Source organism: Sphingobium scionense, from assembly GCF_014197035.1.
Taxonomy (GTDB): Bacteria; Pseudomonadota; Alphaproteobacteria; order Sphingomonadales; family Sphingomonadaceae; genus Sphingobium; species Sphingobium scionense.
Map to the genome: position 1 here is coordinate 140,729 of NZ_JACIEU010000001.1, position 16,813 is coordinate 157,541.

General features: G+C 64.9%; 14 protein-coding genes. 13 read left to right on the plus strand and 1 reads right to left on the minus strand.

The genetic code is table 11. The annotated features are described in order from the left end of the window. Positions 1 to 422: 422 nt before the first annotated feature. Together GGQ90_RS00575 and GGQ90_RS00580 are read left to right on the plus strand one after the other, a co-directional pair. Positions 423 to 3,482, plus strand: a complete 3,060-nt coding sequence (locus tag GGQ90_RS00575) for a TonB-dependent receptor domain-containing protein (protein ID WP_188080328.1) — start codon at positions 423 to 425, stop codon at positions 3,480 to 3,482. Between the two features lie 80 nt (positions 3,483 to 3,562). Next, positions 3,563 to 5,428: a gamma-glutamyltransferase family protein gene (locus GGQ90_RS00580; protein ID WP_188080329.1), complete on the plus strand. Its 1,866-nt coding sequence runs from the start codon at positions 3,563 to 3,565 to the stop codon at positions 5,426 to 5,428. Here the strand turns inward: GGQ90_RS00580 and GGQ90_RS00585 are convergent. Further along, the gene (locus GGQ90_RS00585) at positions 5,422 to 6,576 is read right to left on the minus strand and encodes a Gfo/Idh/MocA family protein (protein WP_188080551.1); all 1,155 of its coding nucleotides are present in this window, start codon (positions 6,574 to 6,576) and stop codon (positions 5,422 to 5,424) included. The two genes, GGQ90_RS00580 and GGQ90_RS00585, sit on opposite strands and share 7 nt — an antisense overlap. Positions 6,577 to 6,703: 127 nt before the next feature. Between GGQ90_RS00585 and GGQ90_RS00590 the strand changes: the two genes are divergently transcribed. From GGQ90_RS00590 to GGQ90_RS00640, 11 genes are all read left to right on the plus strand, one after another. After that, positions 6,704 to 7,072 carry a c-type cytochrome gene (locus tag GGQ90_RS00590; protein ID WP_188080552.1) on the plus strand — a complete coding sequence of 123 codons (369 nt, stop codon included), beginning with the start codon at positions 6,704 to 6,706 and terminating at the stop codon, positions 7,070 to 7,072. Further along, positions 7,069 to 8,133 carry a sugar phosphate isomerase/epimerase family protein gene (locus GGQ90_RS00595; RefSeq protein WP_188080330.1) on the plus strand — a complete coding sequence of 355 codons (1,065 nt, stop codon included), beginning with the start codon at positions 7,069 to 7,071 and terminating at the stop codon, positions 8,131 to 8,133. Before GGQ90_RS00590 ends, GGQ90_RS00595 begins: the two co-directional genes overlap by 4 nt. A gap of 68 nt (positions 8,134 to 8,201) precedes the next feature. Further along, positions 8,202 to 9,494, plus strand: coding sequence for an MFS transporter (locus GGQ90_RS00600; protein ID WP_188080331.1), 1,293 nt, complete (start codon positions 8,202 to 8,204; stop codon positions 9,492 to 9,494). Further along, on the plus strand, positions 9,491 to 10,405 hold the full coding sequence (locus GGQ90_RS00605) for a hydroxypyruvate isomerase family protein (protein ID WP_188080332.1): 915 nt from the start codon (positions 9,491 to 9,493) through the stop codon (positions 10,403 to 10,405). The genes GGQ90_RS00600 and GGQ90_RS00605 overlap by 4 nt, the downstream gene beginning before the upstream one ends. A gap of 18 nt (positions 10,406 to 10,423) precedes the next feature. Continuing rightward, positions 10,424 to 11,275, plus strand: coding sequence for a 3-keto-disaccharide hydrolase (locus GGQ90_RS00610; protein WP_188080333.1), 852 nt, complete (start codon positions 10,424 to 10,426; stop codon positions 11,273 to 11,275). Beyond that, a complete protein-coding gene (locus GGQ90_RS00615; protein WP_188080334.1) occupies positions 11,272 to 11,835 on the plus strand; it encodes a gluconate 2-dehydrogenase subunit 3 family protein in 564 nt (187 codons plus the stop codon). The genes GGQ90_RS00610 and GGQ90_RS00615 overlap by 4 nt, the downstream gene beginning before the upstream one ends. Next, positions 11,832 to 12,680 (plus strand): sugar phosphate isomerase/epimerase family protein, encoded by an 849-nt coding sequence (locus GGQ90_RS00620; protein WP_188080335.1) that lies wholly within the window; start codon positions 11,832 to 11,834, stop codon positions 12,678 to 12,680. The genes GGQ90_RS00615 and GGQ90_RS00620 overlap by 4 nt, the downstream gene beginning before the upstream one ends. 42 nt (positions 12,681 to 12,722) lie before the next feature. After that, entirely contained in the window at positions 12,723 to 14,405 is a 1,683-nt protein-coding gene (locus GGQ90_RS00625; protein WP_188080336.1) for a GMC oxidoreductase, read from the plus strand. 73 nt (positions 14,406 to 14,478) lie between these two features. After that, positions 14,479 to 15,513, plus strand: coding sequence for a LacI family DNA-binding transcriptional regulator (locus GGQ90_RS00630; protein ID WP_188080337.1), 1,035 nt, complete (start codon positions 14,479 to 14,481; stop codon positions 15,511 to 15,513). 55 nt (positions 15,514 to 15,568) lie between these two features. After that, complete coding sequence (locus tag GGQ90_RS00635; RefSeq protein ID WP_246428075.1) at positions 15,569 to 15,991, plus strand: Dabb family protein; 423 nt, start codon at positions 15,569 to 15,571, stop codon at positions 15,989 to 15,991. Positions 15,992 to 16,057: 66 nt separating this feature from the next. Continuing rightward, positions 16,058 to 16,624, plus strand: coding sequence for a DUF1993 domain-containing protein (locus GGQ90_RS00640; RefSeq protein WP_188080338.1), 567 nt, complete (start codon positions 16,058 to 16,060; stop codon positions 16,622 to 16,624). The last annotated feature ends 189 nt before the right edge of the window (positions 16,625 to 16,813 follow it).

The following is a 16,813-nucleotide window of genomic DNA, read 5'->3' on the forward strand; positions in this document are numbered from 1 at the left end:
ACAAGCCCGGAAATTATTATAAAATATTTCAAAACTTATAGTGGAAATTTCATCCTGATGAGTTTTAGCGCAATGAACGCGCACAATGGTGGGTGTTGTGCCCGAAAACACCTTGCTGTCGTGAGGGCGACAGCAAAAACGACTTCCCACGCAGGGGACGATGCCGGAACTCCAGTTTTCGGGAGGGCCTGCAAATGCACTATCTGAACGGTCATCTATAAGAACGGGTCGCTGCACGCGTCGTGCCGCGCCTACATTTGCCGGACACCCCGATCTCTGAACCGAAAAGGCACTTTTGCCTAACGGCGCGAAGCTTAAGGCTTCATCACAGGGGAACGATAATGACGAGAGAAAGAGGAAAGACGCTTTTCGCCTTAACCAGTGCCCTAACAAGTGCGAGTCTTTGGGCGCTGACGGCCGGCATGGCACAGGCCCAGTCCACCACCGACGCCGCCCCGCAGGCCGATGAACCGGCCGCTGCGGAAATCGTCGTCATCGGTTCGCAGATCAAGGGCGCGAATACCGCCGGCGCCCTGCCGGTCAGCCTCATCGGCGAAGAGCAAATCGAAGCCGTTGCCGCGGTGTCGGGCGCCGACCTCTATCGTTCCATCCCGCAACTGGGCGGCGTCACCTTCAACGAACAGGTGCTGGGCGGCGGCAATGCCAACGCTGCACGCGGCGACGTATCGACCGTTTCGCTGCGCGGCCTGGGTCAGGGCAATACGCTGCTGCTGATCAACGGCCGCCGCACCGTGCTGCACCCAACGTCGCAGGCGATCACCGGCGTCGTCGATTCCGGCGTCCCCACCTTCGGCTACAATGCCAACACCATTCCCGTCGGCAATATCGCGCGCGTCGAAGTGCTTCGCGATGGCGCCGCCGCCCTCTATGGTTCGGACGCCGTCGCCGGCGTGGTCAACAACGTGCTCCAGTCCGATTACAAGGGCGCCAAGTTCGACGTCCAATATGGCGGCGCGGAAGGCACCAATCTGCGCGAATTTGCCGCCAATGGCCTGGTCGGATTCGATTTCGCCGAAGGCCGCGGCAATATCTCGATCTTCGCCGGCTATGCGCAAAAGTCGAAACTCTATCTCAGCGACCAGGATTATACCGCCAGCGTCGACCGGCGCGACTATGTGGCCGGCACCCCCTTTGCCAATGTGGCGGCGTGGAACGGCACCAGCACCAGCACGCCATGGGGCACGTTCCGCGTCGTTCGCCCCGGCGGCGGCGCCAATTTCCTCAATCGCACGCTCACCAGCAACGGCACTGCCTTCACCAACAGTTCCGGCCAGTTCCACATCCAGCCCAGCGCCAATGCCGGTTGCCGGATCGCATCGGGCACGCCCGATACCTGCTATGATGACGGCAATGGCGCGACGGAAATGTCGGGCGCGGATTCCAACCTGCGCTTCAATTCGCCCGCCACCTTCGACGACCTGACGGTCCAGCCGTCGGTAAAGCGCATCAACGTCTTCTCCTATCTCAACTATGAGCTTTCCGATTCCCTCTCCTTCTTCGGCGAGGTCGGCTTCTATCGCGGCAAGACCAGTTCGACGATCGGCGCCCCCGGTTCGCTCGCCAATATTCCGATCACCGTGGCGGCCAATGCCTATTGGAACCCTCTCGGCCCGGTCGGATCGCCCAACCGCCTCCCCGGCCTCGACCTTTCGGTGGTGCCGGCCGAAGGGCTGCCGGTCCAGATCACGTCGCTCAGCTATGTCGATGTGGGATCGCGCAAGGTCGACGTGACCAATTACCAATATCGTTTCCTGGGCGGCCTGCGCGGCAATATCGGCGATTTCGACTGGGAATCCGCCGGCCTCTACACCTGGGCCACGGCCAAGGACACGCAGGAGAATTTCTCCAACACGCTGCTGCAGCAGGCGATCAACAAGACCACGCCCGACGCCTATAATCCGTTCAATGGCGGCTGCGTCGCCACGCCCTCGATCGGTGACTGCACCCCCAACAGCCAGTCCACGATCGACAGTTTCATGATCGAGGCGACCCGCAAGACCCGCACCTCGCTGGCATTGTGGGATTTCAAGGTGTCGAACGCCAATCTGCTGGGCCTGTGGGCCGACAACAGCATCGGCGTCGCGGCCGGCATCGAATGGCGGCGCGAGACCTATCATGACAATCGATCCACCTATCAGGGCGGCATTGCCGGGGTCGACACCACCTATACCGACGCGGTCACGGGCGTCTTCTATGGCTCCGACCTTGGCGGCGCCAGCCCCAGCCCCGACGTACGCGGCAAGCGCAACGTGAAGTCGGCCTATGCCGAACTCGCCATTCCGATCTTCAGCCCGGAAATGGAAATCCCCATGTTCCGTCGCCTGAATTTCCAGATTGCCGGCCGCTATGAGGATTATAGCGACGTCGGATCCGTGGCGAAGCCCAAGGTCGCGGGATCATGGGAATTGCTGGAGGGCATGATGCTGCGCGGCTCCTGGTCGCAGGGCTTCCGTGCGCCGAACCTGGAGGTCATCAACACCTCCACGCTCGACCGCGTCAATGGCGGCTTCGATTATGTGCTGTGCGACGCCGATGTCCGCTCCGGGCGCGCGACCAATTTCTCCAGCGCGGTCTGCAACGTGTCGGTGCTGCGTCGCAGCGGCGGCAACCCGAACCTGAAGCCCGAGGAATCGACCAGCTGGAGCTTCGGCGCAGTCCTGTCGCCGAAACTGGGCGATGGCCTCGGCAAGGTCACCTTCACCGTCGACCGCTGGAAGATCCAGCAGAAGAATGTCGTGGGCCTGCTCGACTATCAGAATGCGCTCAACCTCGACTATCTGCTGCGCACCCAGGGCAGCAGCAACCCCAACGTCATCCGCCGCGATCCGACGGCGGACGATATCGCCCGCGTCGCCGGCACCGGCCTCGCGCCGGTCGGCGAACTGCTCTACGTCGTCGCCAATTTCCAGAATCTGCTGCCGGTCACCGTTCAGGGGATCGACTTCAATCTGGACTATTTCCTGCCCACGACGTCGGTCGGCACCTTCTCGCTCAACGTGAATGCCTCGCGCCTGATCAGCTATTATGTCGATGCCCCGGCGGGCGTGCAGCAGGTGATTGCGGGACAGGCCGCCGGCGAGATCAATGCCGGCGTGCCGATCCAGGGCGGCGGCGACGTGATCGGCCGCGATGGCCAGCCGCGCTGGCGGCTTTCGGCGACCTTCGACTGGTCGCTTGGCCCGTGGAAGATCGGCGCCTTCACCCAATATATCGACAGCGTCTATGAAAATGCGGTGCGCGATGCCGCCGCCAATCCCTGGACGGTGAAGGGTCAGACGACGGTCAATCTCTACGGCCAATATACGTTCAAGAATGACGGGCCATTGAACGGCACCACCGTTCAGATCGGCGCGCGCAACATCTTCGACAAGGATCCGCCACTTTCGTCTGGCGGCTATCTGTCCAGCCTCTACCAGCCGCAGGCGCGCTACTGGTACACCAGCCTGAAGAAGGTCTTCTAAAGGCTTGCAAGACATGGGCACGGCGCGATGTTGCCGTGCCCATTTTCTCCTTTTCCTTTCCCCTGCAAGGTCGCCCCGCCATGTCCGATACGCCCCCATCCTTCCTGGATCGCCGTGAGATGCTGGCCGCCGGCCTTGCCGGCATGGCGCTCTCCACCCTGCCCGGCCGCGCCCTGGCCCAATCAGGCGCGCGCGCGCCCGACGCACCCCGCACCGGCAGCGCCAGCGTCGCCGCGCACCGGGTCGAAGTGCCCATGCCGCATGGCGGCGTGACCGCCGGCCATCCGCTGGCGGCCATGGCCGGCACCCGCATGCTGATGCAGGGCGGCACCGCGGCGGATGCCGTGGTCGCGGCGATGGCGGTCATGAACGTGGTCGAACCCTGGGCGTCGAGCGCGGGCGGCAACGGCTTTGCCACCTGCCTTGATCGCAAGACGGGCAAGGTCCAGTCATTGGCCTTCACCGGCGGCGCCCCGCGCCTGCTCGATCCCGATGGCGATCCCAAGGCGCTGGACCATGGCCCCAAGGCGCTGACCGTCCCGGGCGCGTTTGGCGGCTGGATCGCCCTGGCCCGCCGGTTCGGCAAATTGCCGCTCTCGACTCTGCTCGAACCGGCGATCGGCTATGCCCGCGACGGCCATCCGCTCGACGCCTCCATCGCGATGTTCATCACGCGCGCGCAAAAGACGCTGGCGCTCTATCCGACCAGCGCGGCAATCTTCCTGCCCGGTGGCCAGCCGCCGGCGCCACGCTCCATCTTCCGCAATCCCGATCTCGCCCGCAGCTTTCAGGCCCTTGCCGACGCGGAAAGCCAGGCGCTCAAGGGTGGCGCCGATCGGGATCGCGCCTTGCAGGCGGCGCACGACTATTTCTACACCTGCCCGATCGCGCAGGAATTTGCCCGCTTCTCGACGGAGACGGGCGGCTGGCTGCGGCTCGATGACCTCAAGGCCTATCGGCCGCGCTGGGACGATCCGGTCACGACCAATTATCGCGGGCTGGACGTCTATTGCAGCCCGCTCACCTCGCGCACGGGGCTGGAATTATGCGAACAGCTCAATCTGGTGGAGGGATTCGACCTCGCCGCGCTGCCGGCCGACGATCCGCTCTTCACCCATTATCTGATCGAGGCGATCAAGGTCGCGAAGGCCGATGTCTATAAATATGCCGCCGATCCCAAATTCGCGCAGACACCGGTCGAGGGGCTGCTGTCCAAGCGGTTCGCGGCGCAACGGCGCACGCTGATCGACGCGGCCCGCGCCGGCCTCTACCCCGAGGGCGGCAATGCCGCTGCCTTCGACCGGTCCGCGCTGGAGCCGGCACGGCAGGACTTCGCGCATCAGGGCGACGATCACACGCGCGGCGGCGACACCACCAGCCTGTCGGCGGTCGATGCCGACGGCAATGCCATCGCGGTCACGACGACGGTCGGCGGCGGCTTCGGCACCTTCCTGGTGATGGGCAATACCGGCATCCTGTTCAACAACGGCCTGCGCCTGGGCTCGTCCGCTCCCTATGCCGGCCATCCCAACAAGGTCGCGCCGGGCAAGGTCGCCCTGCTCGGCAATGGCCCGACCATCGTCCTCGACAAGGGACGGCTGAAACTGGTCTTCGGTTCACCCGGCGGCGAGACGATCGGCCAGACCCAGTTCCAGTTCCTGGTCAATGTCGTCGATCGCGGCCTGCCGATCCAGGCCGCGATCGAAGCGCCCCGCTTCGCGCTCGACGCCGATCCCAATTTCTACAAGCCCGGCGCCGCCATCACCGTGCAGGCCGAGCGGCGCTTTCCCGATGCCACGATCCAGCGCCTGACCGCGATGGGGCACAAGATCGAACGGGTCGGCCCCTATGCGATCGGCAGCGTGCAGGGCATATTGGCCGACGCATCGGGCGCCCGCATGGCTGGCGCCGACCCCCGACGGATGGGCTATGCCGTGGGCTATTGAACGAGCGCATCCCCTTCTGTCGGCAAGGTCGTCCATTTTTCATCGCCCCCGGCGTTGGCGATGACCGTCTCGACGAAGCCCATGGTTTGCAGGCCGTCCCCGACCGACGGGAACCAGGCTTCACCGCCCCGGATGCGCGTGGCGAAGGCGCGGTAGAGATTGGCGAACGCCTCGATATAGCCTTCGGGATGGCCGCTGGGCGTGCGCAGCAGCGGCAGGGTCGTGGGCAGCAGGCCGGGGCCGGCCGCCCGCAGGATTTCGGCGGGCCGATCCAGCCAGCGCAGGGTCAGCGTATTCGGCTCCATCTGCGCCCATTCCAGCCCGCCATGTTCGCCATGGATGCGCAGCTTCAGGCCATTTTCGTCGCCCGCCGCGACCTGCGTCGCCTTGAGGATGCCGCGCGCGCCATTGTCGAGGCGCAGCAGGACATTGACGTCGTCGTCGAGCCGCCGTCCCTCGACATGGATGCTGAGATCGGCGCAGATTTCGCTGACGCGCAGGCCCGACACATGTTCGACCAGGTGAAAGGCATGGGTGCCGATATCGCCCAGGCAGCCGCCCAGGCCGGCACGGGCCGGATCGGTGCGCCATTCGGCCTGTTTGTTGCCATCACGGTCGATCGCCTGGCTGAGCCAGCCCTGCGAATATTCGACCTGCACCAGCCTGATCTTGCCGAGGTCGCCGCGCGCGACACGCGCCCGCGCCTCTTCCACCAGCGGATAGCCGCTATAGGTGAAGGCGAGGCCGAAATGCCGGCCCGAGCGCTCGGCGGCAGCGGCGATCTGGCGCGCCTCGGCCAGATCGAGCGCCATCGGCTTTTCGCAGAAGACATGGAAACCCGCGTCGAGCGCGGCGATCGCCATCGGCGCGTGGAGATGATTGGGCGTCACGATCGACAGGGCATCGATCCGCTCGTCCGCTGGCAGCACCTGTTCGCCCGCCAGCAACGCATCGAGCGAATCATAGGTGCGCGCCGGGTCGATTCCCAGCGCCTCCCCCGAACGCCGGTTGCGATCCGTGTCGCCGCTGAAGGCGCCGGCCACCAGCCGCCAATCGCCGTCCAGCGCCGCGGCAGCGCGGTGGATCGCCCCGATAAAGGCGCCTTCGCCACCGCCGACCATACCCAGACGCAACGCTTTTCCTGTCATCCTCATCCCTCTTTCCCATTAGTCGACAGACCGTTCATTCTGCCTCTTGATCTTCCGATCATATTGGAACAGTTTACCGGTAAATAACACCAATAGACAAGACGGAGAGTCGAGGGTGCAAAGGGTAATGGGCTTCGGCCTGGTAGCGCTCGCAATGAGCGCAGTGATGATCCCCGCCATGTCGAGCCAGGCGCAGACCGCGCCAGCCGCGCCCCCGGCCTTCAATGCCTGCCGCGCCTGTCACAGCGTGCAGCCCGGCGGCAAGAGCGGCCTTGGCCCCAATCTGGTCGGCGTCGTCGGCCGCACCGCCGGCACCTTGGCCGGCTTCAACTATTCTCCCGCGCTCAAGGCGTCGAAGCTGAAATGGGACGAGAAGGCGCTGGACGACTATCTCGCCGCGCCGACCAAGAAGGTGCCCGGCAGCCGCATGCCCATCTCCACGCCCGATCCGGCCAAGCGCGCCGCGATCATCACTTATCTCAAGAGCGTGAAATGACGGTGGCGAAGGGCGCGATGCGCGGCCCGGCCATCTTCCTGGCGCAGTTCATGGGCGATGCCGCTCCGTTCGACAATCTGGACAATGCCGCGCGCTGGATGGCGCAGGCGGGCTATAAGGGCATTCAGGTGCCCAGCAACGACCCGCGCTGCATGGACCTCAAGCTAGCGGCGGAAAGCCAGGATTATTGCGACGACCTAATCGGTCGCTGCCGCGAGGCCGGGGTCGAGATTTCGGAGCTGTCGACCCATTTGCAGGGGCAGCTGGTCGCGGTCCACCCGGCCTATGATGCCGCCTTCGATGCTTTTGCACCGGCCGAGCTGCGCGGCAAGCCGGCCGAGCGGCAGGCCTGGGCGGTCGAGCAACTGAAGCTGGCGGCGGTGGCCAGTCGGCGACTGGGGCTGAAGGCGCATGCGACCTTCTCCGGCGCGCTGGCCTGGCCGTTCGTCTATCCCTGGCCCCAGCGGCCTGCGGGCCTGGTGGAAGAAGCCTTTGTCGAACTGGGGAAGCGCTGGCGCCCGATCCTGGACGCGTTCGACGAACAGGGGATCGACCTTTGCTACGAACTGCATCCGGGCGAGGATCTGCATGACGGCCTGACCTTCGAGCGCTTCCTGGATGCGGTCGGCGGCCACAAGCGCGCCAACATCCTCTATGATCCCAGCCATTTCGTGCTGCAGGCGATGGACTATCTGCAGTTCATCGACATCTATCATGACCGCATCCGGATGTTCCACGTCAAGGATGCGGAGTTCAACCCGACCGGTCGCGCGGGCGTCTATGGCGGCTATGCCGACTGGATCGACCGGCCCGGCCGCTTCCGTTCGCTGGGCGACGGCCAGGTCGACTTCACCGGCATATTCTCGCGCCTGACCCAATATGGCTATGACGGCTGGGCGGTGCTGGAATGGGAATGCTGTCTGAAGCATCCCGAGGATGGCGCGCGCGAAGGCGCGCCCTTTATCGAGGCGCACATGATCCGCCGGCCCGAACGGGCCTTCGACGATTTCGCAGGGGGCGGTGATCCCGCCAACAACCGGCGCTGGCTGGGGCTCAGCTGACGCCGCAACCGACGATCGACACATGTCCTGACCGGAAAGCCGGCGGGACCAAAGGGAGAGGAGCCGATATGACGGCGATTAACCGGCAGAGACTTTTCTGGCTGAGCGTTCTGGCGCTGTTCACCGCCTCGATGAGCGCATCGCTCCGCGCGGCGGTGGCGAGCAGCCTGAAGGCGGAATGGATCGACCCTGTCGCCCCGATCGCGGCCGGCGAGATGATTGGCGCGGCGCTGGGATCGGCCTTCCTGGGCTTTTCCATCACCGTCTTCGTCGTCAGCGCCTTTCTCGACACGATCGGCATCCGCCGCGTGCTGATCGGCTGCGGCATCGCCTTCCTGATCGGCACGACGCTGATCGTGGGTGCGGGCAGCATGGCGACCGGCATGACCATCTATCACCTCGTATGGCTGGGCATGCTGCTGTCGGGCATCGGCTGGGGCTTTGCCGAAGCGTCGATCAATCCGCTCACCGCCCGTCTCTATCCCGAGGATACGACCCATCGCCTCAACGTGCTGCACGCCTGGTATCCCGGCGGGCTGATCGTCGGCGGACTTGCGGGCGTGTTCCTCGCCTCGGCGCTTCCCTGGCAGGCGATCATGGCGCTGGCCTATATCCCGGCCATCGGCGTCGTCCTGATCGCTGCCACCACCCGCTTCCCCGCGCCGCCTGTGACCGCAGGCAGCCAGGCGATGAAGGACATGATGCTGGAAGTGGTCCGCCGCCCCAGCTTCTTCATCTGGTTCGGCGCGATGTTCCTGACCGCCTCGTCCGAACTGGCACCGGGCCAGTGGCTCGACGTCGCGCTCAGCAACCGGGTCGGCATGCGCGGCATCCTGCTTTTGGTCTATGTCAGCGCGCTGATGTTCGTGTTCCGCCATTTTGCCGGGCGGATCGCCGGCCGCCTGTCCAATCCCGGCCTGCTCTGGGTATCGAGCCTGCTCGCCGCGATCGGCCTGTTCATGCTGTCGCAGGCGCAGTCGCCCGCCTCCGCCATCCTCGCCTCCACCGTCTGGGGCCTGGGCGTATGCGCGATGTGGCCGACGATGCTGGCGTCGGTGGCCGAACGCTATCCGCGCGGTGATGCCTGGGCGCTGGGGCTGGTCGGTTCGGCCGGCGCGCTCGCCAGCTTCTTCGTGCTGCCGCGGCTGGGTGAGATGTTCGACCAGGCCAAGGTGGAACTGGCCGGCGGTCCCGAGGCCTTCACCCGCCTGACCGGCCCAGCGCTGCGCGCGGTGGAGGATGCGGCGGCGTCGCAATCCTTCGCCCGCCTCGCCTTCGTGCCGCTGATCCTGCTGGTCGTGTTCGGACTGATCTGGCTGTCCGATCGACGCGCTGGTCGCCGGGCGGAGGTGGTGGCATGAAGCTGTCGCGCAGAAACCTGATCGCCGCCGGAGTCGCCGCAGCCGCCAGCCCCGCCATCGCCGCTGCGGCCGGCAAGGGATCATCCAATGCCGCCCGCTTCTCGCTCGGCTACGCCCCGCATGAAGGCAGCTTTGCCAGCCGGGGCGGATTGCTGGAGCAGATCGCCTATGCCGCCGACCAGGGCTTTCGCGCCTGGGAGGATAATGAGGCGCGCAAGCGGCCGGTTGAGCAACAGGAGGCCATGGCCAAGGCGCTGGCGCAGCGCGGCATGACCATGGGCGTGTTCGTCGCCAGCATGCCCAAATGGGCGGAGTTCCGCCCGCTGCTGGGCAGCAATGACGATGCCGAGCGCGAAGCCTTCCTGGCCGACATCCGCACATCGGTGGAGGTCGCCAAGCGGCTGAACGCGAAACATGCGACCGTCGTCACCGGCTTCATGGACCGCAAGGTGCCGCAGGATATCCAGACCGGCCGGATCATCGATTGCATGCGCCGCGCCGGCGACATCGTCGCGCCGCACGGCCTGACGCTGGTGATGGAGCCGCTCAACACCCGCACCAACCATCCCGGCGTCTATATGCAGTCGATCGCCCAGGGCTATGCGGTGGCGCGCGGCGCCAACAGTCCGGGCGTCAAGATATTGGCGGACCTCTATCATGAGCAGATCCAGTCCGGGAACCTGATCCCGACGATGGAGGCCTGCTGGGCGGAGATCGGCTATATCCAGTTCGGCGACAATCCCGGCCGCAAGGAACCGGGCACTGGCGAGATCAACTATGCCAATATCGTGCGCTGGCTAAGGGCACGCAATTATGGCGGCGTGATCGGCATGGAACATGGCAATTCGCTGGCCGGACGCGAGGGCGAGGATCGGCTGGTGGCCGCCTATCGCGCCATCGACCAAATATAGGATGAGAGGAGGACGAGGATGAAAATCATCCCGACAGGCTTTGCAGGGACGGGTATCGCGCTGGCCACGGCTCTGCTGGTGGGCACAGCGGCGCAGGCGCAAGACAAGCCTGGCAAGCTGGGCTTCAAGGACACGCCGATCCTGCCCGGCGGCAACTGGCACGTCCATGATCCCGATCGCCCCGCCCCCACCGTCGTCACCCCGGCGGCACAGCCGGGCGGCGCACCGTCCGACGCGACCATCCTGTTCGACGGCAAGTCGCTCGACGCATGGCGCGGCGAGCGCGGTCCCTGGACCGTGGAAAAGGGGATCATGACCATCCCGCCCCGCAGCCAGAGCGGCGGCGAGAACAGCCTGATCTCCAAGCAGGAATTTGGCGACGTCCAGCTCCATCTGGAATTTCGTTCGCCCAATCCGCCGACCAAAAGCTCGCAGGATCGCGGCAATAGCGGCATCTGGTTCATGCAGCGCTACGAAGTGCAGATCCTGGATGGCTACAACAACGCCACCTACGCCGACGGCACGGTCGGCGCGGTCTATGCCTGGAAGCCGCCACTGGTGAACCCGTCGCGCCAGCCGGGCGAATGGCAGAGCTATGACATCATCTTCGAACGGCCGCGTTTCGCCGCCGACGGCAGCCTGGTCCGGCCCGCCTATGTCACCGCGCTGCTGAACGGCGTGCTGGTGCAAAATCATCAGGCGATGCTGGGCACCACCAAATGGCGTTCGCTCGCCCAATATCAGGCCCATGGGGACAAGGCGCCGATCCAGCTGCAGGATCATGACAGCCCCGTGTCGTTCCGCAACATCTGGGTTCGGCCGCTGCCGGACGAAGCCATCGCACAAGATCTGAAGGGAGCAGGACAATGATGGACCGCAGACATGCGCTGGCGGGCATGGTCGCCATGTTCGGCGCCGGGCTGTTCGCGCCGCTGGCACGCGCCGCCGGAGTGATACCGGCCGCTGGCGTGATCGACCAGGGCGCGCCCAGCCTGCAACTGTTCACGCCCGATCAGCGCGCGCTGATGACCGCACTGTGCGAACGCATCCTGCCGGCGACCGACACGCCCGGCGCGATCGAGGCCGGCGTCCCCGCCTATATCGAGAAATTGCTGGCCGACTGGTCGGTGGCGGAGGATCGCGATCCGATCATCGCCGGCCTTGCCGAAATCGATGCGCGCAGCTGGCAGGATTACAAGATTCCCGCGACCAAGGCATCGGCGGCGCAGCATGATGCACTGCTGACCCTGGCGATGAACGACCAGATTCCCAAGGGCGAGGAGTTTTTCGAAGCGTTCCGGCAGATGGTGATCGTGGGCTATTACACGTCCGAGATCGGGATCACCCAGGAACGCGAATATCTGCCGGTGCCGGGCGAATATAACGGCGCCTTCCCCTATTCCCAGGTCAACAAGGTCTATTCCGCATGAACCTCAACCGTCGTTCCATGATGCTGGGCGCCGGCGGCCTGGCCGCCCTCGCTGCCTCCCCCTTCGCCGCGCAGGCCGCCAGGGCCTCCGGCAAGATCGCCAGCGTCGGCCTGCAACTCTACACCGTGCGCGAACTGTTCGCCGCCGATCCGGTCGCCACCTTGGAGAAGGTCGCCAAGGTCGGCTATCGCGAGGTCGAATTTGGCGGTGGCGGCTATGACGCCATGGACCACAAGCTGCTCCGCAGCACGATGGACCGGCTGGGCCTCACCTGCCCGTCGCTGCACATCGGCTATGACGCGCTGCTCGACAAGTTCGACGCCAGCGTGGCCATGGCAAAAACGCTGGGCGCGGGCACCGTCGTCCTGCCCTATATGGTCGACAAATATCGCAATGCGGAGGCGTGGAAGGCCGCGCTGGTCAACATCAACCGCTTCGGTGCGCAGCTCAAGGCCGCGGGCCTGGGCTTTGCCTATCATAATCATGATTTCGAATTCACCACCAAGCCGGACGGCGTCAGCCTGTTCGACCAGTTGGTCAAGGCGTGCGACCCCGAACTGGTGAAGATCGAACTGGATCTCTACTGGGCGATCTATGCCGGGCAGGATCCGCAGGCGTTGATCCGCAGCCTGGCCGGCCGCATCTATTCCTATCATGTGAAGGATATGCGCGCGGACCGCAGCATGACCTCGGTCGGCAGCGGCACGGTCGATTTCGCCGCCATCTTCAAGCTGAACGCCATCGCCGGCGTCCAGCATTTCTATGTCGAGAATGACCAGGCGCCCGCGCCCTATATTCCCGACATCACCAAGAGCTTCCAAACGCTGCGCGCGCTGCGCTTCTGACCCCCACCTGCCTCAAGACAGAAAGATCCAGGAGAGGACATCATGGCTTCGACAGACAGGTACGATGCGATCGTCATCGGTTCGGGCATCAGCGGCGGCTGGGCCGCCAAGGAATTGACGGAAAAGGGGCTGCGGGTGCTGATGCTCGACCGTGGCCACATGGTCGAGCATGGCGAGGATTATACCTATGACGGCAAGCCCGCTTATGAGGTGCCCGCCCGCAACATCATGCCCGACCCAATCAAGCAGAGCGATTATTTCATCGCCCAGCATGGCTATGTCGCGCCCAGCAACCAGGCCTTCTACAATAATGACCGCCTGAACCCCTATGATTATGGCGCCGGCAGTAAATTCTACTGGATCCGCCCTGGCGCGGTCGGCGGCAAGTCGCTGATCTGGGGCCGCTGGAGCTTCCGCTGGAGCCCGGCCGATTTCGAGGCGAACAAGCGCGAGGGCATCGGCGGCGACTGGCCGATCCGCTATGAGGATCTGGTCCCCTGGTACAGTTATGTCGAAAAATATATCGGCGTATCGGGATCGCGCGAGAAGCTGCCTTATCTGCCCGACAGCGAGTTCCAGCCGCCGATGCCGATGAACATCGCTGAAAAATGGATGAAGCAGCGGCTGGAAACGCAATTCCCCGGCCGCAAGATGATCAATGCGCGCCTGTCCAACATGACCGAGGACAAGCCCGAACAGAACCGCACGAAATGCCAGCTGCGCAACCAGTGCGGCAATGGCTGTTCCTTCGGCGCCTATTTCTCGACCCAGGCGGTCACCCTGCCGGCCGCGCGCGCGACCGGGCGGCTGACCTTGCGGTCCGACGCGGTCGTCACCAACCTCGATTATGATCCGGCAACCAAGAAGGTCAGCGGCGTGCGCTTCGTCGATGCCAAGACCGGACAGGCCGAAACCGTGACCGCGCGGCTGGTCTTCCTGTGCGCGTCCACGCTCGCCTCGACCCAGATCCTGATGAACTCGCGCCCGGCGGGCAGCGGCAAGAGCCATTTCGACAGCAGCGGGACGCTGGGCCGCTATATCATGGACCATATCTTCCGCGTCGGGGTGAAGGGCGACATTCCCGGCATGGAGGAGTTCATCGAATATGGCCGCCGCCCCGGCGCCATCTATGTCCCGCGCTTCCGCAACAATGGCGACAGCGAAGATGTCGGCTTCAAGCGCGGCTATGGCTATCAGGGCGGCGCCTATCGCGAGCCGTCCAAGCCGGTCGGCTTCGGCGCGTCGATGAAGCAGGGCATGCGCAAATATGGCGGCTGGAAATTCCAGATGGGCGCCTTTGGCGAATGCCTGCCCTATGAGGATAATTATGTCGCGCTGAGTCCCGACAAGACCGACCGGTTCGGCATGCCGCTGATGCAGTTCAACGTCACCTTCCGCGACAATGAGATGCGGATGATGGCGGATGCCCGCGAACAGGGCGAAAAGATGCTGCGTGCCGCGGGCCTGACCAACGTCACCAGTTCGGTCCGCGAACATGTGCCGGGCGACGCTATCCATGAAATGGGCGGCGCACGCATGGGCGCCGATCCGCGCGCATCGGTGCTCAACCAGTGGAGCCAGGCGCATGATGCCAGCAATTTGTTCGTCACCGACGGCGCGCAGATGGCCTCCATCTCCTGCGTCAATCCGTCGCTGACCTTCATGGCGCTGACCGCCCGCGCGGTCGACCATGCGGTCAAGGAAATGAAGGCGGGCCGGGTCTGACAGGGCCGGCCCCCTCCCGACGCTGTGCTGCGCCGCAAAACCGGCTATCAGGGGCCATGAGGATGATCTTCTGATGGCCAGGCGGCGGGAAAATGGCGTGACGATCCGCGCCGTGGCGGAACGGGCCGGCGTGTCGGCGATGACGGTATCCAACGTCATCAACGGCGCCGGCCGGGCCAGCGTAGCAACCGTCGCGACGGTGCAGGCGGCGATCGCGGAACTGGGCTATGTGCCCAATCTGGCTGCCCGCCGCCTGGCCAAGGCGCGGGCGACGACGGTGGGCCTCATCTACAGCAACCGGCGCACGCCCTTTCTCGACGCGGTGCTGGTCGGATCGCTGCGCGCGACCAATGCCAATGGACTGCAACTGATCCTGCGCGACGGCGATGGCGTGACGCTGGACGAAGCCGAACGCATCGCCCAGGAACTGGTGCGCAGCGGCGCCGACGCGCTGCTGCTGATCCCGCCCTTTGCCGAACAGTTGAGCGGATCGGCGATATTGCCGGCGCTCGGCGTGCCCTTTGCCGCGATCGCCACCGGCACGCCGCTGTCGGGCATATCGACGGTGCGGATCGACAATCAGGCGGCGATGCAGGCGCTGACCCGGCGCGTCATTGCCGATGGCCATCGCCGCATCGCCTATGTCGCCGGCCCCGATCATTACAGCGTGGTCGCCGCCCGGCTCGACGGCTTCTACGCCGCCTTGCAGGATGCCGGCCTGCGCGTGGACGACAGTTTGATCGTCGAGCATGGCGCGTTCGACCATGCGTCCGGCATGGCGGCGGCGCAGACCCTGCTCGCCCGGCCCGACCGGCCGACCGCGATCCTGTGCAGCAGCGACGATCTGGCGGCGGGCGTCATCGCCCAGGCGGGACAGATGGGGCTGACCCTGCCCCATGATCTGAGCGTCACCGGGTTCGACGACACCATCCTCGCCTCGCGCGTCTGGCCGCCGCTGACCGTGATCCGCCAGCCGGTCGAGGACATGGCCTTTCGCGCCACCCAGTGCCTGATCGGCGCGCTCGGCAAGGGCGGGATGCGCGTCAGCGACGAGATATTCGACCATCAACTGGTGCAGCGCGCGTCGATTGCGCCGGCCAGTATTTAGGGTTTCACCGGGTGGCGGTGATCGCCGCCCTTTCAGCAACAGGGGACAGAGCATCATGGAAACGAGCAGAAGGGAATTGGCGGCGATGATGGCATTGGGCGGCGCAGGCATGGCCCTGACATCGGCACAGTCCTCGGCACAGGCAGCAACGCCAGTTCAGGCGAAACTGGTCCATCATGTCTTCTTCTGGCTGAAGCGGCCGGGCAATCAGGCCGATCGCGACCAGTTGATCGCCGGGCTGCGCACGCTGCGCGCAATTCCCGTGATCCGCGACCTGCAAATCGGCGTGCCCGCCAGCACCGAAAAGCGCGACGTGGTCGATTCCTCCTTCGACGTGTCGGAACTGATGGTCTTCGACAATGCGGTCGACCAGAAAGTCTATCAGGACCACGAAATCCATCAGGCCTTCGTCAAATCCTGCGAACGTCTGTGGCAGAAGGTCGTGGTCTACGACATGCAGGTCGTGCCGGATCGCTGAGCCGGGCATCGCAAGGCGGCCCGATCCGCGCTAAGGGTCGCTCATCAGCCTGAACGAGAGAAGATCATGATTCTGCCGGATATTCTTGCCCCCACCTATGTCCAGATGCTGGGCGCTTTGTCGGCCTGGCTGGCCAAGGCCGAGGCCGGGACACAGGATGGCACGGCGCATACATTGCCAGGCGCGCGCCTGGCGCCGGACATGTTTCCGCTGTCGACCCAGATCCGCTTCGCCTGCGTGCAGGCGCAGGAGGGCATGTACCGGCTGCGCGACGAAGCCTTTCCGCCGCTGGTCGGGCAATTGCTCGACGAAGGTCGCAATGCCGGCGAGTGCCCCGGATCGATCGCCGACGCGCAGGCGAGAATAGCCGAGACCATCGCGATCGTGGAAAGCCTTGCAGCGGATGCGCCGTCCATCGATCCGGCGGCGCCGATCACTCATGCGCTGCCGCAGGGCATGATCTTCGACCTCACCGCCGGGCAATTTGTCCGCGACTGGGCGCTGCCGCAATTCTACTTCCACATCATGACCGCCTACGCGATCCTGCGGGCGCAGGGCGTGGATCTGGGCAAGGTCGATTATGTGGCGCACATGTTCCCCTATTTGCGGCCCGGTACCCTGCCTGCGCAATGAGGTGAAACGGCTTGGGTCCGCCAGCAGGCGCTGGTTCGCGGCCACCTCCTGCTTTCACGCGCTCCGATCATATAGGGCTTCCACCCCAGCCTGACTGCGCGTCAGTGATTCCGATGAGCGGTTGAGATGCATCTTGCCCGGTGCCCCGACAATTCATGCGGGATGCGAACGCGATGCTGGTAGAGCGCG

Excerpts from the sequence above, each read along its gene's own strand:
- GGQ90_RS00595 (WP_188080330.1), top strand. The coding sequence starts at position 7,069 with ATGACGGTGGCGAAGGGCGCGATGCGCGGCCCGGCCATCTTCCTGGCG.
- GGQ90_RS00610 (WP_188080333.1), top strand. The coding sequence starts at position 10,424 with ATGAAAATCATCCCGACAGGCTTTGCAGGGACGGGTATCGCGCTGGCC.
- GGQ90_RS00640 (WP_188080338.1), top strand. The coding sequence starts at position 16,058 with ATGATTCTGCCGGATATTCTTGCCCCCACCTATGTCCAGATGCTGGGC.
- GGQ90_RS00590 (WP_188080552.1), top strand. The coding sequence starts at position 6,704 with ATGGGCTTCGGCCTGGTAGCGCTCGCAATGAGCGCAGTGATGATCCCC.
- GGQ90_RS00580 (WP_188080329.1), top strand. The coding sequence starts at position 3,563 with ATGTCCGATACGCCCCCATCCTTCCTGGATCGCCGTGAGATGCTGGCC.
- GGQ90_RS00630 (WP_188080337.1), top strand. The coding sequence starts at position 14,479 with ATGGCCAGGCGGCGGGAAAATGGCGTGACGATCCGCGCCGTGGCGGAA.
- GGQ90_RS00585 (WP_188080551.1), bottom strand. The coding sequence starts at position 6,576 with ATGACAGGAAAAGCGTTGCGTCTGGGTATGGTCGGCGGTGGCGAAGGC.
- GGQ90_RS00600 (WP_188080331.1), top strand. The coding sequence starts at position 8,202 with ATGACGGCGATTAACCGGCAGAGACTTTTCTGGCTGAGCGTTCTGGCG.
- GGQ90_RS00615 (WP_188080334.1), top strand. The coding sequence starts at position 11,272 with ATGATGGACCGCAGACATGCGCTGGCGGGCATGGTCGCCATGTTCGGC.
- GGQ90_RS00620 (WP_188080335.1), top strand. The coding sequence starts at position 11,832 with ATGAACCTCAACCGTCGTTCCATGATGCTGGGCGCCGGCGGCCTGGCC.
- GGQ90_RS00635 (WP_246428075.1), top strand. The coding sequence starts at position 15,569 with ATGGAAACGAGCAGAAGGGAATTGGCGGCGATGATGGCATTGGGCGGC.
- GGQ90_RS00575 (WP_188080328.1), top strand. The coding sequence starts at position 423 with ATGGCACAGGCCCAGTCCACCACCGACGCCGCCCCGCAGGCCGATGAA.
- GGQ90_RS00625 (WP_188080336.1), top strand. The coding sequence starts at position 12,723 with ATGGCTTCGACAGACAGGTACGATGCGATCGTCATCGGTTCGGGCATC.
- GGQ90_RS00605 (WP_188080332.1), top strand. The coding sequence starts at position 9,491 with ATGAAGCTGTCGCGCAGAAACCTGATCGCCGCCGGAGTCGCCGCAGCC.